The 14,151-nt window shown below is 74.8% G+C and carries 10 protein-coding genes; 4 read left to right on the forward strand and 6 right to left on the reverse strand.

Going from position 1 to position 14,151, the window contains the following annotated elements; translation table 11 throughout:
- Nucleotides 1–52 precede the first annotated feature (52 nt).
- From ACFP3U_RS11715 to ACFP3U_RS11730, 4 genes are all read right to left on the reverse strand, one after another.
- Nucleotides 53–1,267: an MAB_1171c family putative transporter gene (locus ACFP3U_RS11715; protein WP_380225314.1), complete on the reverse strand. Its 1,215-nt coding sequence runs from the start codon at nucleotides 1,265–1,267 to the stop codon at nucleotides 53–55.
- Nucleotides 1,254–1,820, reverse strand: coding sequence for a hypothetical protein (locus tag ACFP3U_RS11720; RefSeq protein WP_380225315.1), 567 nt, complete (start codon nucleotides 1,818–1,820; stop codon nucleotides 1,254–1,256). Before ACFP3U_RS11720 ends, ACFP3U_RS11715 begins: the two co-directional genes overlap by 14 nt.
- Nucleotides 1,821–1,909: 89 nt before the next feature.
- Nucleotides 1,910–2,410 carry a hypothetical protein gene (locus tag ACFP3U_RS11725; RefSeq protein ID WP_380225316.1) on the reverse strand — a complete coding sequence of 167 codons (501 nt, stop codon included), beginning with the start codon at nucleotides 2,408–2,410 and terminating at the stop codon, nucleotides 1,910–1,912.
- Between the two features lie 165 nt (nucleotides 2,411–2,575).
- Nucleotides 2,576–4,042 (reverse strand): NCS2 family permease, encoded by a 1,467-nt coding sequence (locus ACFP3U_RS11730; protein ID WP_380225317.1) that lies wholly within the window; start codon nucleotides 4,040–4,042, stop codon nucleotides 2,576–2,578.
- 245 nt (nucleotides 4,043–4,287) lie between these two features.
- Here ACFP3U_RS11730 and ACFP3U_RS11735 point away from each other — a divergent pair, with 245 nt between their 5' ends.
- The 3 genes from ACFP3U_RS11735 to ACFP3U_RS11745 all read left to right on the forward strand — a co-directional run bounded on the left by ACFP3U_RS11735 (nucleotide 4,288) and on the right by ACFP3U_RS11745 (nucleotide 7,606).
- Nucleotides 4,288–4,587, forward strand: coding sequence for a DUF2530 domain-containing protein (locus tag ACFP3U_RS11735; RefSeq protein ID WP_380225319.1), 300 nt, complete (start codon nucleotides 4,288–4,290; stop codon nucleotides 4,585–4,587).
- 121 nt (nucleotides 4,588–4,708) lie between these two features.
- Nucleotides 4,709–7,312 (forward strand): HAD-IC family P-type ATPase, encoded by a 2,604-nt coding sequence (locus ACFP3U_RS11740; RefSeq protein WP_380225320.1) that lies wholly within the window; start codon nucleotides 4,709–4,711, stop codon nucleotides 7,310–7,312.
- Nucleotides 7,313–7,369: 57 nt separating this feature from the next.
- On the forward strand, nucleotides 7,370–7,606 hold the full coding sequence (locus ACFP3U_RS11745; RefSeq protein WP_380225321.1) for a hypothetical protein: 237 nt from the start codon (nucleotides 7,370–7,372) through the stop codon (nucleotides 7,604–7,606).
- A 33-nt stretch (nucleotides 7,607–7,639) separates the two neighbouring features.
- On the opposite strand, the gene ACFP3U_RS11750 is transcribed toward ACFP3U_RS11745, so the two are convergent.
- Nucleotides 7,640–11,026, reverse strand: coding sequence for a sacsin N-terminal ATP-binding-like domain-containing protein (locus tag ACFP3U_RS11750; RefSeq protein WP_380225322.1), 3,387 nt, complete (start codon nucleotides 11,024–11,026; stop codon nucleotides 7,640–7,642).
- Nucleotides 11,027–11,199: 173 nt separating this feature from the next.
- Nucleotides 11,200–12,084: a DUF3027 domain-containing protein gene (locus tag ACFP3U_RS11755; RefSeq protein WP_380225386.1), complete on the reverse strand. Its 885-nt coding sequence runs from the start codon at nucleotides 12,082–12,084 to the stop codon at nucleotides 11,200–11,202.
- Nucleotides 12,085–12,688: 604 nt separating this feature from the next.
- On the opposite strand from ACFP3U_RS11755, the gene ACFP3U_RS11760 reads away from it, so the two are divergent.
- Nucleotides 12,689–14,080: an MFS transporter gene (locus ACFP3U_RS11760; RefSeq protein WP_380225387.1), complete on the forward strand. Its 1,392-nt coding sequence runs from the start codon at nucleotides 12,689–12,691 to the stop codon at nucleotides 14,078–14,080.
- Nucleotides 14,081–14,151 lie beyond the last annotated feature (71 nt).

Below are 14,151 nucleotides of genomic sequence, written 5' to 3' on the forward strand. Positions count from 1 at the left end.
ACGACGGCACCCTCATCACCCCCATCGACTGGGGCCAGCCCCGCTAACCACATCAGCCTGAGCCCGCTCCACCGTCACCCGGCGCGCCGACCACCGACGCGCCGGGTGACTCGCCGCCCAGCTCCCGGGCGACGGCGGCCACGACGGACAGTTCCACGGCCGCCGCCACTTGCTCGAACCAGTGGATCTCGGCTTCGAGGTCCACCAGGTCCTGGGTCGCCGACCGGCCACCGCACTCGCCCGGACCGCCGACCGAACGGACGGCGACCGCATAGCGCAGCAGCACCGCCTCGACGGCGGGCGCCAAGAGGTCGCCGGCCACCCCGGCGGCGGTCAAGCGCGCCGCCGCGGCAGCCGACCGGCTCTCGTCGAGGTACTCCTCCAGGGCGAGCACGCTGTCCCGGATCTCGATCACGTACCGGTACAGCCGCAGCCGCGGGTTGTTCCGCCGGAGTTCCTCGGGCAGCGGCAGCACCACTTCGGGTGTCGCGGTCTGGAGCAGCCGCCAGAGCGGGGCGATCCGGTCGGCCTGCCGTCCCACCGAGCGCCGCTTCCGGTACTCGGCCAGCGAGGGCCAGACCACCGCGAGCGCGAACAGCACCAGGGTGAAGGCCAGCAGTATCTGGGTGGTGCCCGCCACGGCGGCCGGCTCCAGCCCCTTCCAACCCAATTGATGGAACGTCAGATAGAGGAAGCGGTGGCCGAGGTAGACGATTCCCAGCAGCGTCGACGCCCGCATCAGCAGCAGCGAGGTCCGCGCCGGGCCGGGCAGGGCGTGCCTGGCGTGGATCCAGCAGAGCCAGGCGGAGGCCGCCATCCCCATCGCGCTGTAGGCGGTCAACAGCGCCCAGTACAGGTAGCCGGCCGACGAGTTCTGGCTGTACGTCAGCAGGTCGACGTCACCGTCCGGCCGCGGCATCACGGCGAACTCCACCGTCAGCGCGACCGAGGCGACCGCCAGTCCGGCCAGGTTCGCCCGCGACGCCCGACCCCGTGCCCGCCCGGAGATCTCCCGGACGAACTCCAGCATGCCCGCCGTCGTGGCCAGCCCCAGCAGGTGGACCGGCAGATTGGTGACGCTCGCGACGCCCAGCACGGAGTCGACCACCCGCCGGACGGCGGGTGCCCCGAGCGTCATCGACAGCGCCCAGCCGGCCCAGATCGTCCACAGCAGCCGGTTGCGCCGTGGCACGGTGCGCAGCCTGCGCAGGCCGAACAGGGTCAGCAGCCACACCGGCGGGAGCACCACCAGGTCAAACGGCCGCATCCGGACCCCTCCACTCATAGGCGTCCACGAACGTGCACATCACCAGGGAGAGCGCCTCGGCGGACTCACGGGAGGCACCCGGGCGCGCGACCGGCACGGTGTCGAAGTGCTGCCACATCAGCGAGGCCAGCAACTCGGCCTCCTGCTCCTGGCCGCCGGTCGCCCTGGTGCGATCCCGGGCCAGCAGCCGGGCAGCCATCGCGGGGTCCAGGTCCGGGAAGATCGCCCCCAACGCCTCCGGGTCGGGCTCGCCCTCCTGCCGGTGGTCCAGCAGGATGTGAGCCAGTTCGTGCAGCACGATGTGGCTCTGGTGGACGGGGCTGGTCACCGCCGAGAAGTAGACGTGGTCGGTCTCACCGAGGGCGAGCCAGACCCCGCAGATCCCGGACCCGCCGGCGTCCGCCTTGGGCAGCGGGATCAGCCGCAGCGGCCGCCCGCGCCGTCTCGCCACCGCGTCCGCCAGTTGCTCGACCCCGAACCGACCGGCGACATCCAACTGCCCGATCAGCCCGTCACATCGAGCCTTGAACCGACGCCATTCCCGTTGCTCCATGCGCGCCCCCACGGTCCGCACAGCCCGTTCGCGCGGCCCCCCCGCACGCCCCCGCCCGGAGTCTAATCCAACGGACCGTCAGATTTGCGCTACGGCTCCGTTTGCGAACCAGCCGCCCCCGTACCGGACTCCAGCACACCGCTGCGCTCGACCAGTGAGCGGACCATGTCCACGCCCTGCGCCGACTGCGTCGCGACCGCGGCCGCCCGCAGCGCCACCGAACGGACGTCGTTGGCCCGCATCGCGGCGATCAGCGAGAGCTGTGCGACCACCCGGTCCGCCACCTCGTCGTCGATGAAGTAGGCCTGCGGAACACCGAAGAAGTCCCCCAGCGCCCGCAACGTGCCGACGGTCGGGTTCCCGGCCTTCCCCTTGACCAACATCCACAGCCGGCCGACGGACACCTTCGAATCCCCGGGCCCGGCCGCCTCCCGGATCCCGTCCACCACCTCCTGCAGGGTGTACCGCCGCCCCAGCGGCTGCACGTACGTGAACAGGAACTCGATCCGTTGCCCCAGCCGCTCCCCCTCCGGGTCGGCCGGGACCTCACCGTCCACTCCGTCGGCCCCGTCCAGCTCTCTCACACCCATCACACCCTCCGCCCGGTGGTCAGCCCCAGTATCGGTGATGCGGCCCGGTTCGGGGAGGCGGTGGACGAGTGACCGACGGCGCCTCCGGCGAGGCGGGCCGCCGGGAACGCCGAAGGGCCCTCCCCGCTTGTGCGGGGAGGGCCCGGGAGCGGCCGGTGTCCGGCCTCAGAGCAGGCCGAGGGCCGGCATCAGGTAGTAGAAGGCGAAGACCGCCGAAACCGCGTACATCGCGACCGGGACCTCGCGGCCGCGGCCGGCGGCGAGGCGCAGGACGCAGAAGGCGATGAAGCCGAAGCCGATGCCGTTGGTGATGCTGTAGGTGAACGGCATCAGGATCATGGTCAGGAAGGCCGGGATCGCGATCGTGTAGTCGGCCCAGTCGATCTCCTTGATCGAGTTGGCCAGGATCAGGAAACCGACGGCGACCAGGGCCGGGGTGGCCGCCTGGGCGGGGACCATGGTGGCCAGCGGGGTGAGGAAGAGGGCCACCACGAAGAGGGCGCCGGTGACGACCGAGGCGAAGCCGGTGCGGGCGCCCTCGCCGACGCCGGCGGTGGACTCGACGAAGCAGGTGTTGGCGGAGGAGGAGGTCGCGCCGCCCGCCGCGGTGGCGATGCCGTCGATCATCAGCACCTTGTTGATGCCCGGCAGGTCGCCCTTGGCGTCCAGCAGGTGGGCCTCGTCGGCGACGCCGAGGATGGTGCCCATCGCGTCGAAGAAGCACGACATCAGCACGGTGAAGACGAAGAGGGCGCCGGTGAGGAGGCCGACCTTCTCGAAGCCGCCGAACAGGCTGACCTTGCCGACCAGGCCGAAGTCGGGGGCGGCGACCGGGTTGCCGGGCCAGGTCGGGACGGTCAGGCCCCAGTTGAGGGCGGGGATGTCGGCGAGCTTGTCGATGACGAGGGCGACCCCGGTCATCACCGCCATGGAGACCAGGATCGCGCCGGGCACCTTGCGGACGATCAGGACGAGCGTCAGCAGCAGACCGAGCACGAAGACCAGGACCGGCCAGCCGAGCAGGTGGCCGCCGGTGCCGAGCTGGACCGGCACGGTGGTGTGGGCGGCGTCCGGGATCCGGCTGACGAAGCCGGCGTCCACCAGGCCGACCAGGCCGATGAACAGGCCGATGCCGATCGCGATGGCCTTGCGCAGGCCGAGCGGGACGGCGTTCATCACCCGCTCGCGCAGGCCGGTGGCGACCAGGATCATGATCGCGAAGCCGGCCAGCACGACCATGCCCATGGCGTCCGGCCAGGTCATCTTGGGCGCGAGCTGGAGGGCGACGATGGTGTTGACGCCGAGTCCGGCGGCGAGGCCGATCGGGACGTTGCCGATCACACCCATGAGCAGCGTGGTCAGACCGGCGGTGAGCGCGGTGGCGGTGACCAGCTGGGCGCTGTCCAGGTGGGCCCCGGTCATGTCCGTGGCGCTGGCCAGGATGATCGGGTTCAGCACCAGGATGTACGCCATGGTGAAGAAGGTGGCGACGCCGCCGCGGATCTCGCGCGGCAGCGTGGAGCCGCGCTCGGTGATCCGGAAGTAGCGGTCGAGTGCGCCGGTCGGGGGGGTCGGCGCGCCGGCGGGCGGAGCGGGCTCGGGCGACTCGGTGGTCGGCTGGGCCACGGGCATGCTGCGTCCTCTGTGGGGGCGGAGGAGGGGAGGGAGCCGCCCGGAGCGACAGTGGCCGGGCGATCCGGCGGGACGGGCACGGAGCGCGATGCCCTGAGCATGCCGCGGCCGACCGGAGAGATAAGTATGAATACCTCGATGCCCGTCCGCTATCTTCGCGCGTAGACCGCTCCGGGCCGGGGCAGACGCGGACAGTCCGCACAGGGAATCGATCGAACGGCCGCCGCACCCGTACCCTAGGGCCCATGCCCAAGACGCCCCCGCACCCCTCCCCGCCGCCGCTGGAGGCCAACGACGTCGCGATCGTCGGCGGCGGCACGGTGCTCTGGTTCGTGGCGTTCGTCGTCCTGCTCCCCTTCTGGGGCACCCTCTCCGACCACGGCCACGGCCACTGGCCGTGGATCTGCCTGGCCGGCGGCGGCCTGGGCCTGATCGGCCTCTGGTACTGCCGGGCCCGCCGGGACGCCATCGCGCGCAGCCGGGCGTCCGAGGCACAGGCCGAGGCACAGACCGGGACGCAGACCGGCACGCAGACCGGCACGTAGACCGCGCCACGGACCCCGCGCGCGGCCCCGGACGGGGACGGTACGGACCCGGCCACCCGGTCGGACTGAATAGCCCTTTAGTAGCACGCATCGGACATAAGGCACCCGTAGAGTCGGTGCCATGACGCAGCCTGCGCAGCCCGCCGAGGACCGGCCGACCGCGGCCCAGGCCGCCGGCGAGAAGCCCGACGGTGCCCATCCGCTCGGGCTGCTGCCCGGCCGGCGCGGCGGGCTGACCGCCGCCGAGGTGGCCGAACGGGTCACCCGCGGCGACGTCAACGACGTCCCGGTCCGCTCCAGCCGCTCGACCGGGGAGATCGTCCGGGCCAACGTCTTCACCCGCTTCAACGCGATCATCGGCGTGATGTTCGGGATCATCCTGGTCGTCGGCCCGCTCCAGGACGGCCTCTTCGGCCTGGTCATCGTCGCCAACACGGCGATCGGCATCATCCAGGAGCTGCGCGCCAAGAAGACCCTGGACAGCCTCGCGCTGATCGGCGAGGCCAGGCCCCAGGTCCGCCGGGACGGCGCGGCCCAGCAGATCGCCGTCGGCGGGATCGTGCTGGACGACACCGTGCTGCTCGGCATCGGCGACAAGGTGATCGTCGACGGCGAGGTCACCGAGGCGGACGGCCTGGAGATCGACGAGTCGCTGCTCACCGGCGAGCCGGACCCGGTACTCAAGCAGCCCGGCGACCAGGTGATGTCCGGCAGCTTCGTGGTGGCCGGCGCGGGCGCCTTCACGGCCACCAAGGTGGGCCGCGAGGCGTACGCGGCGCAGCTGGCCGAGGAGGCCAGCCGGTTCACCCTGGTGCGGTCGGAGCTGCGCAGCGGCATCGACAGCATCCTGCGGTTCATCACCTGGCTGCTGGTCCCGACCGCGATCGGCCTGATCATCAGCCAGCTGGCGGTGGAGGGCCGGGACTGGCGCGAGGCGGTCCGCCGGATGATCGCCGGGATCGTGCCGATGGTCCCCGAGGGGCTGGTGCTGCTGACCTCGGTGGCCTTCGCGATCGGGGTGATCCGGCTGGGCCGCCGGCAGTGCCTGGTCCAGGAGCTGCCCGCGATCGAGGGCCTGGCCCGGGTGGACACCGTCTGCCTGGACAAGACCGGCACCCTCACCGAGGGCGGGATGGACGTCGTCGACCTGCGGATCATCGGCGGCGACGAGGACGGCGGGGCCGCGGACGAGCGCGGCGCGCTCGACGACCGGGGCAGCCTCAAGGAGACGGTCGTGCGGGCGCTGGCCGTGATGGCCGGTGCGGACGCCCGCCCCAACCCGTCCATGCGGGCCGTCCTCGACGCCTACGGCGACGGCCGCGACACGACCGCCCTCGACACGCCCGCCCTCGACACCGGCGCCAGCGGCCCGAACGGCGCCCGTCCGGACGGCGGCGGCGGCCCCGACGGCGACGGCCGGGGCGCCCCCGGCGCCCGCGGCGGCTGGCGGGTGATCGAGGCGATGCCGTTCTCCTCCGCCCGCAAGTGGAGCGGTGCGCAGCTGCTGGAGCCGCGCGGCGGCGAGGCCAGCTGGCTGCTCGGCGCGCCCGACGTCCTGCTGCCGACCGGCCACCCGGCGCTGGCCGAGGTCGACGAGCTGGGCGCCCAGGGCCTGCGGGTGCTGCTGCTCGGCCGCACGCCCGTCCCGCTGGACGCCCCGGACCCGTCCGCCGACCTGCGGCCGCTCGCCCTGGTGGTGCTCCAGCAGCGGCTGCGCGACGACGCCGCCGACACCCTGCGCTACTTCGAGAGCCAGCAGGTCGCGGCGAAGGTGATCTCCGGCGACGCGGCCGTCTCGGTCGGCGCGGTCGCCGCCCACCTCGGGCTGCCCGGCGCCGACCACCCGGTGGACGCCCGCACCCTGCCCACCGAGCCGCAGGCCCTCGCCGACTCCGCCGAGCGCACCGCCGTCTTCGGCCGGGTCACCCCGCGGCAGAAGCGGGAGCTGGTCGGCGCCCTGCAGTCGCGCGGGCACACCGTGGCGATGACCGGCGACGGCGTCAACGACGTCCTGGCGCTCAAGGACGCGGACATCGGCGTGGCGATGGGCAGCGGCAGCGACGCGACCAAGGCGGTCGCCCAGATCGTGCTGCTGAACAACTCCTTCGCGGTGCTGCCCTCGGTGGTCGCCGAGGGCCGCCGGGTGATCGGCAACATCGAGCGGGTCGCCGGACTGTTCCTGGTCAAGACGGTCTACTCGGTGCTGCTGGCGCTGCTGGTGATCTTCACCCACTCGCCGTACCCGTTCCTGCCCCGGCACTCCACCGTGCTGTCCACCCTGACGATCGGTGTGCCGGCCTTCTTCCTGGCCCTCGCGCCCAACAACGAGCGGGCCCGCACCGGCTTCGTCCGCCGGGTGCTGCGGCTGGCGATCCCGGGCGGCGTCATCGCCGGCACGGCGACCTTCACCGCGTACGCGCTGGCCCGCGCCAACCACGCGACCGACCTGGAGTCGGACACCAGCGTGGCCACCCTGACGCTCTTCCTGGTCGCGATCTGGGTCCTGGCCATCGTGGCCCGCCCGTACAACTGGTGGCGGCTGCTGCTGATCGGGACGATGTGCGGGGCGTTCGCGCTGGTGCTGACCGTGCCGTGGCTCTCCGACTTCTTCCAGCTCTCGCTGTCCGGCACCCGGGACCCGTGGATCGGCGTGGGCATCGCGGTGACCGCCGGGCTGGTGCTGGAGGTGGTCTGGCGCATCATGCGGCGCCGACTCGATGATTGACCCACGGCCCGGACGACGGACCAGGACGACGGACCAGGACGACAGGGGGGTACCGCGATGGCGCGCAGGGGCGGGGAGTTGGAGGCCTTCACGGCCTTCCTGGGCGGACTGCTGGCCACCGGACTGCTGGCCCTGGCCCTGGTGGGGGCCGGCGCGCTCGCGGGGATCGACGCCGGGCCGCTGCTCCACAAGGCGGTGGCGGCCGTGCTCACCGCCACCTGGGTGATGAGCACGCTCGCGATCTACCTACGGCTGATCGCCCGCGGCCGGACCCGCTCCGGCACCCGCTCCTGAACCACCGGGGCGGGTGCCGGGACGCGGCGGCGGTCAGCCCTCGAAGTCCCGGGCGGCGGACAGCTCGTAGGCCCGGTCCGGTTCGCTGAGCGCGGCCAGCACCTCGAACCGGCGGTGCCACTGCCCGACCGACCAGGCCAGCCCGGCGGCCAGCCCCTCCGGGGTGGCGGCGTGCAGCAGTCCGGGCACCGGGGGCAGCTCGAACTCGTCGTCCTCGTCGGCCTCCTCGGCCGTCTCCGGGTCGTACGGCGCCTCCGGGGTCTCCGCCGCGGTGTCCCAGCGCCAGTCCACGGCGGCCTCCTCCCCGTCCGGGCCGACCACCAGCAGCTCCTCGTGCTCCTCGTACGCCACCGGGCAGCCGGGCAGCAGCTCCCGCACCACGGCCGGCACCCGGTGCAGCGCGCCCTGGGAGAGCACCCGGCCGCCCGCCACCTCGCTGGCCAGCGAGACGTGCAGCCGCTCGGCGAGGTCTGCGGCGAGCGCCGGGGCGACCGGCAGCAGCGGGTGGTCGTGCAGCAGCTCGACCAGGTCGGGGGCGTCCGCGACGACCGCCTCGGTGGCGTCCACCACCACCGTGCGGTCCGGCCGGCGGCCGGTTTCGCGGTCCAGCGGCGGCACCGCCCGGACCACGTCCAGCGGCTCCAGCCGGTCCAGCTCGACCCGGGCCAGCGCGCTGTGGATGCCGTGCAGTTGACGGTGCCCGATCTCGGCGGCCGGATCGGTGAGCCGGTCCAGCACCTCGTCCGGCCCGTGCGGCTCGGCGAGCAGCGCGGTCAGCGTGGTGCGGACGCCCAGCGCGTGCAGGAACTGCTCGTCCAGCGTGGTGCGGGCCTCCTCGTACAGGCCGCGCAGCAGCGGGTCGGCGCCGGCCGCGCGCAGACCGGCGGGCTCGCGGCCGTCCAGCACCGGGTGGTCGCGCAGCCACCAGGCGGTGTACGGCGGCAGGTCGGTGTACGAGCCGTCCGGCAGCAGGGTGCGGACGGGAGTGACCACCGCGTCCCGGTACGGCGGGCGGGCCAGCGCGGCCAGCGCCTGCGGCCAGGCGTCGTCGTCCACCAGGTCCAGATCGCGGACGACGAGCAGTTCGGCGGCGACCGGCGGGACGCCCAGCGCGTCGGCGTCGTCGGCGTGCAGGGCCTCCAGCGCGTCCTCGGCCCACTCGGCCAGGCCGTCCGGCGCCTCGTCGATCAGCCCGGTGGGGTGGCCGCCGACCGCCCGGTCGGCGGGCGCGGTGGGGTCGAGCCGCTCCAGGTCGTCCGGGTCGAGCACGACGTCCTCGGCCCGGACCAGCACGAAGTCGGCGAGCGCGCCGACCGCGGCGAGCACCTCCGGACCCCAGCGCTCCAGCAGCTCCTCGTCCACCCAGGCGGCGTCGTCCTCCCGCGCCACCTCGGCGAACGGGCTGTCGGGGAGCAGGAGTTCACCGGCGCGGGCGGGCTCGCCCTCGTCGTCGAGCAGGGCCAGCCGGGCCAGCCAGGGGTGCTCGCCGGGCGCCGGGGCGGCCGCTTTGACGAGCGACAGGACGGCCTCGGCGAGGTCGGCGGCGGCGTCCGGGTCGTCCTCGGCCAGCTCGTAGGAGCGGGCGACGGCGGCCCGCACCTCGGGCGTGTCCAGCACCCCCGCCGGGGTGGCCGCGCCCGCGCCCAGCTTGGCCAGCAGCGGGTGGGCGGCCTCCGGGTGGGCGAGCCGCAGATCGAGCACGGCGAGCGCGCCGGCCAGCGACTCGGGGTAGCCGGGGAAGGCCGCCCAGTCGGCGTCGTCGGAGGGCAGCAGGACCCGGCGCGGGCCGGTGACCGTCCGCCCGTCGGCGAGCGGCACCGGCAGCGCGCCGAGCGCCTCCGGATCGGCGCCGCCGAGCGCCGCGTACAGGTTCCGCCACCAGGCCGGCTCCCGGTCCAGGCCGCCCAGCTGGTCGACCACCTCGGCGAGCGGGACCCGGCGCACGTTCAGCACCCGCAGCTCGGTGCGGCGTTCCAGGCCGGCCGGCAGCAGGCCGGGGAAGATCGGCGCCAGCGCCTCGACCACCGAGCCGTCCGCGCCCTCCAGCAGCGTGGCGTCCCGGGGCCGCAGCGCGGGCGTGCCCTCCTCGACCGGCGCCGGGTGCGGCAGGAACGGCGTGCCGGGCAGCCGGGAGAGCACGGCGGCGCGCAGCGCGTTGTCCAGCGGGCCCCGGCCGAGCGGGCCGGGTACCAGGCCGAGCGAGCCGAGGTCGCCGCCGCGGGCGCGCAGCAGTTCGGCGTAGGCGTCGGCGGCGCGCTCGGTGACGAAGTCGGCGAGCGGGCCGGGGGCGACGTGCCGGCGGGTGGAGTCCAGCGGGTAGGAGGCGATCAGCAGCGCGGGCAGGTCGAGCGGCTCGTCGCTCGGGGTCGGCGCGTGCAGCACCGGGGTGATCGCGGGCCGCTGCGGGTCGCCCTCGTCGGAGACCGGCACCGCCCAGGTCACCGTCCAGTAGGGGCGGGTGCGCTCCTCGGTGGGCCGGTCGGCGAGCAGCTCGACGGCGAGCGGGCCGGCCGCCCCGACGGTCTGCCAGACGGTGCGCCGCAGCTGGCCGCCCGCGTCGTCGGTGACGGTGACCTCGGTGACCGCCGCCCCCGGCCGGCCCGCCTCCGGGCCCTCCTCCAGGCCGTTCTGGAGCGGCGTCTCGGCCCGGGCCCGCCCGGTGCCGCCGTCCCAGCGCGGCTCGGCGGCCGAGCGGGTCAGCGTCCGGGTGCCGTCCGCAGTCTCCACCACCACCTCGGCCAGGCCGGGCAGGGTGAGCAGCAGCGCGTCGTCGATGCCGGCCAGCAGCCGGCGGGTGAGGTCCTCGGCGGCGGCGTCGCGCAGCGGCAGCACCACCACCGTGTCGTACCCCTCGGGCGCCGGGCCCTCGGCGGCGAACGGCAGCCGCAGCAGCGGCACGTGGCCGTCCCGGCGGCGCAGCTCCTCGACGAGCGCGGGCTGTGCCTCGGCGAGCGACCTGGCCTCGCCGAGCGACCAGCGCACCCCGCCGGCCGCGCCGAGCACGGCGGGTTCGTCGGTGACCGCGAGCACTGCGGCGAAGCCCACGCCGAACCGGCCGACGGTGGTGTCCCGGTCGCCGCGCTTGGAGGAGGCGCGCAGGGTGGACAGCGACTCGACGGCCGCGGCGTCCAGCGGCGCACCGGTGTTCGCGGCGGCCAGCACGCCGTCCGCCAGGGTGAGCCGCAGGCGGCCCGGGCCGCGGCCGGCCCGGACGGCGGCGTCGGCGGCGTTCTGCGCCAGCTCGACGACCAGCCGGTCGCGGTAGCCGCCGAGGGCCAGCTCCTCCTCGGCGTTGGCGTCCTCCCGGAACCGGGCCGGGGAGGCGGCCCAGGCGTCCAGCACCCGGCGGCGCAGTTCGGCACTGCCGAAGGGGTCCGCGAGGTGCTCGTCCGTGCCGCTGCCGATGATCCGAGGTTCCACTGGACCTGCCACCTTCCGCCGCCCTGTTGTGCCCTACGAGGGGCATTCTTCCCTGCCGGGGGGACCGCGCCGGACACGCCCCCGTCCCACTCCGCTGCGACCGGGCGGCGGCCGGGAACGACGGCGGCCCGCCCCACCGGAGTGGGACGGCCCGCCGGGCGGGTGCGCGGGCCTCAGGAGTGGCCGAGCTCCTCGGTGGGGGCGTCCGGCTCGACCGAGCCGGAGAGCCGGTCCGGGTGCAGCGTCAGCGGCTCGACCACCAGCTCGTCCAGGATCAGCGCGGCCGGCGCGGGCGGCGCCGGGATGACGGCCGCCTCGGAGTGCCCGCCGCAGCCGTACGCGAAGGAGACGATCTGGCCGTCGGCCGGTCCGAACTCGTTGCCGCAGACGCCGAAGGCCTGGCCCAGCGTGCCGCCGATCGGGATCAGGAAGCCGCAGCTGTTGCAGGCGGCCGGGGCGGCCTGCGCCATCGGCGTCTGCGCGCCGTGGGCCTTCTCCCAGCGGTCGGCGGCCAGGTGCAGGCCCAGCCGGGAGAGCACCCGGCTGCGGCCCATGCCCAGCTCGTCGGCGAGGGCCTTGATCTGGGCGCGGACCGGGGCCGGCTGGACGTCCGGGTCGTCACTGACCAGCACGTCCTCCTGGGCGGCCTGGGCCACCGCGGAGTTCGGCGCGGGCTCGTCCTCGCCGGTCCAGCCCGGTTCGAGGCGCACGTCGTCGGCGTCGGTGGGGAGCAGGTCGCCGGGGCCCATGTCGCCCGGGCGCAGCCGCTCGCTCCACGGCACCCACTGCGGGGCGAGGATCGCGTCGGCGCCCGGGAGCAGCACGACCTCGTCCAGTGTCACGTTCTTCGCGCGGGGGGCGCGGGCGACGGTGACCGCCCAGTGCCAGCCCCGGTACGCCGCGTCCAGGCACTCGAAGGTGTGGGTGACGACACGGTCGGCGTCGGCCTGGACACCCAGGTGCGCTCCGACGGTCTCGGCCCCGACGGCCTCCTCGGCGGCCTGGCGGGCGAGTTCGACGGCCTCGGCACAGAGCCGATCAGGGGTACGGCTTCGCATCGCTGCACTCACGGCGTCGATTCTCTCCCATTTCTTCTGTCGCTCACGGCGAGTCGCCTGTTCCGTCGCGGCTCGGTTCCCTCATCCATTCTGCGCGACCGCGGCCTGCCGCGGATACCGGCCGCGCCGCTCGTCAGGTCCGCCGGCGCCGGGTCGGGTCGTCGGGCGCCCTGCGCAGGCTACCCGTCGGTCGACCGCGGGGCACAGTCCGGGGCGTTCCGGAGTGGATCCGGAGCGTCCGGAAGGGGAACGGCGGCCCCCGCTCGCGCGGCGCGGAGCGGAATCCCGCGTCGCCGTCGCGAATCTGGGGCAGGATGGGCTTGTGGCGGACGAGAAACCGTCGCAGCACGCACTGCGTGCCTCGCAGGCCGGCAGCCCCGACGAGGCGAACGCCGTGCCGCGACAGCAGCCCCCGGTCCACGCTGCGGGTGAACCGCGGTCGGTGGACCCCTCGTCACTGCCCGCCGCCGCCGAGCCTGTCGGCCCGCCCGACGGCTCAGACGATCGCGACGGGCCCGACGCCCTCGACATTCGCGACGCTCTCGACGCCGGGGACGCCCTCGACGCGGAGGGTGAGGAGGACGAGGAGCCCCGCCGGCACTTCCTGGTCCGCACCGCCTCCGCCGCCGGCTCCCGCACCGGCAAAGTGGTGCACGGCACCGGCCGCCGGATCCGCCGGGCCACCTCCGCCGAGGGCGCCGGCGAGTCGGGTCTGGCCAAGCTGATCGAGCTGCACGCGCTGAACGCCTTCGGCGACATGCTCATCACCGTGGCGCTCGCCTCCACCATCTTCTTCTCCGTACCGACCGGCGAGGCCCGCGGCCGGGTGGGCCTCTACCTGCTCGTCACCATGGCGCCGTTCGCCGTGCTGGCCCCGGTGATCGGCCCGCTGCTGGACCGCCTCCCGCACGGCCGCCGGGCCGCGATGGCGATGTCGATGCTGGCCCGCGCGGTACTCGCCTGGACCATGGCCGGCGTGGTGTCCGGCGGCGGCCTGGCGCTCTACCCGGAGGCGCTCGGCGTGCTGGTCGCGTCCAAGGCGTACGGGGTGGTGCGCAGCGTCGTGGTGCCCCGGCTGCTGCCCAGCCGGCTGTCCCTGGTGAAGGCGAACTCCCGGGTCACCCTGGCCGGGCTGCTGGCCACCATGGTCGCGGCCGGGGTGGGCGGGCTGCTGCACCTGATCGGTCCCGGCTGGCCGCTGCGCGGGGCCTTCCTGGTGTTCGTCGCCGGCACCCTGATGGCCTTCCACCTGCCGCACGCCGTCGACTCGGCCAAGGGCGAGCAGCGCGCCGTGCTGCACGCCGAGGAGCACCCGCCGGGCCATCACGGCGTCCTGCACGTCCGGAGCGCTCCGGAGCGGCGGGCCGACGAACCGTCCGCCGGGCAACGCCCCAAGGCCTCGCTGCGCACCGTCGGCCCGTCGGTGATCCTGGCGCTGCGCGCGATGGCGGCGATGCGCTGGCTGGTCGGCTTCCTGGTGATGTTCCTGGCGTTCCTGCTCCGCGAGGAGCCGATCGGCGGCCTGCAGCCGACCCTCGCGCTCGGCGTGGTGGCGCTGGCCGCGGGGACCGGCAACGCGCTCGGTTCGCTGCTCGGCTCCTGGCGGCGCACCCGCGGCCCGGAGGTGACCGTCACCGCGATGCTGCTGCTGGCCGGCTGCGCCACGGCCGCCGCCGCGCTCTGGTACGGCACGTTCACGGTGGTGGCGGTGGCCTGCACGGCCGGGATGGCGGCCTCGCTGGGCAAGCTGTCGCTGGACGCGCTGATCCAGCGGGACGTGCCCGAGTCGGTGCGGACCTCGGCCTTCGCCCGCTCGGAGACGGTGCTCCAGCTCGCCTGGGTGGCGGGCGGCGCGGTCGGCATCCTGCTGCCGCTGAACGGCGCGCTGGGCCTCTCGGTGGCCGCCGCGGTGCTCGGCGCGGTGCTGCTGTGGACGTTCCGCTCGCTCCTACGGGTGGGTGTGCGCCACCGTCCGGCCTCGCCCCGGGTGGCGTAGCGGCTCCCGCCGGGCGCCGGCCGGCCCGCTCCGGGGCACAACACGCGGTGGCCGACCCCCGCGTAGCGTGA

Source organism: Kitasatospora misakiensis, assembly GCF_042656005.1.
Taxonomy (GTDB): domain Bacteria; phylum Actinomycetota; class Actinomycetes; order Streptomycetales; family Streptomycetaceae; genus Kitasatospora; species Kitasatospora misakiensis.

What these genes read in the sequence shown, in the direction of transcription:
- ACFP3U_RS11740 (WP_380225320.1), top strand. Translation starts at nt 4,709, where the DNA reads ATGACGCAGCCTGCGCAGCCCGCCGAGGACCGGCCGACCGCGGCCCAG.
- ACFP3U_RS11720 (WP_380225315.1), bottom strand. Translation starts at nt 1,820, where the DNA reads ATGGAGCAACGGGAATGGCGTCGGTTCAAGGCTCGATGTGACGGGCTG.
- ACFP3U_RS11730 (WP_380225317.1), bottom strand. Translation starts at nt 4,042, where the DNA reads ATGCCCGTGGCCCAGCCGACCACCGAGTCGCCCGAGCCCGCTCCGCCC.
- ACFP3U_RS11745 (WP_380225321.1), top strand. Translation starts at nt 7,370, where the DNA reads ATGGCGCGCAGGGGCGGGGAGTTGGAGGCCTTCACGGCCTTCCTGGGC.
- ACFP3U_RS11735 (WP_380225319.1), top strand. Translation starts at nt 4,288, where the DNA reads ATGCCCAAGACGCCCCCGCACCCCTCCCCGCCGCCGCTGGAGGCCAAC.
- ACFP3U_RS11725 (WP_380225316.1), bottom strand. Translation starts at nt 2,410, where the DNA reads ATGGGTGTGAGAGAGCTGGACGGGGCCGACGGAGTGGACGGTGAGGTC.
- ACFP3U_RS11755 (WP_380225386.1), bottom strand. Translation starts at nt 12,084, where the DNA reads ATGCGAAGCCGTACCCCTGATCGGCTCTGTGCCGAGGCCGTCGAACTC.
- ACFP3U_RS11715 (WP_380225314.1), bottom strand. Translation starts at nt 1,267, where the DNA reads ATGCGGCCGTTTGACCTGGTGGTGCTCCCGCCGGTGTGGCTGCTGACC.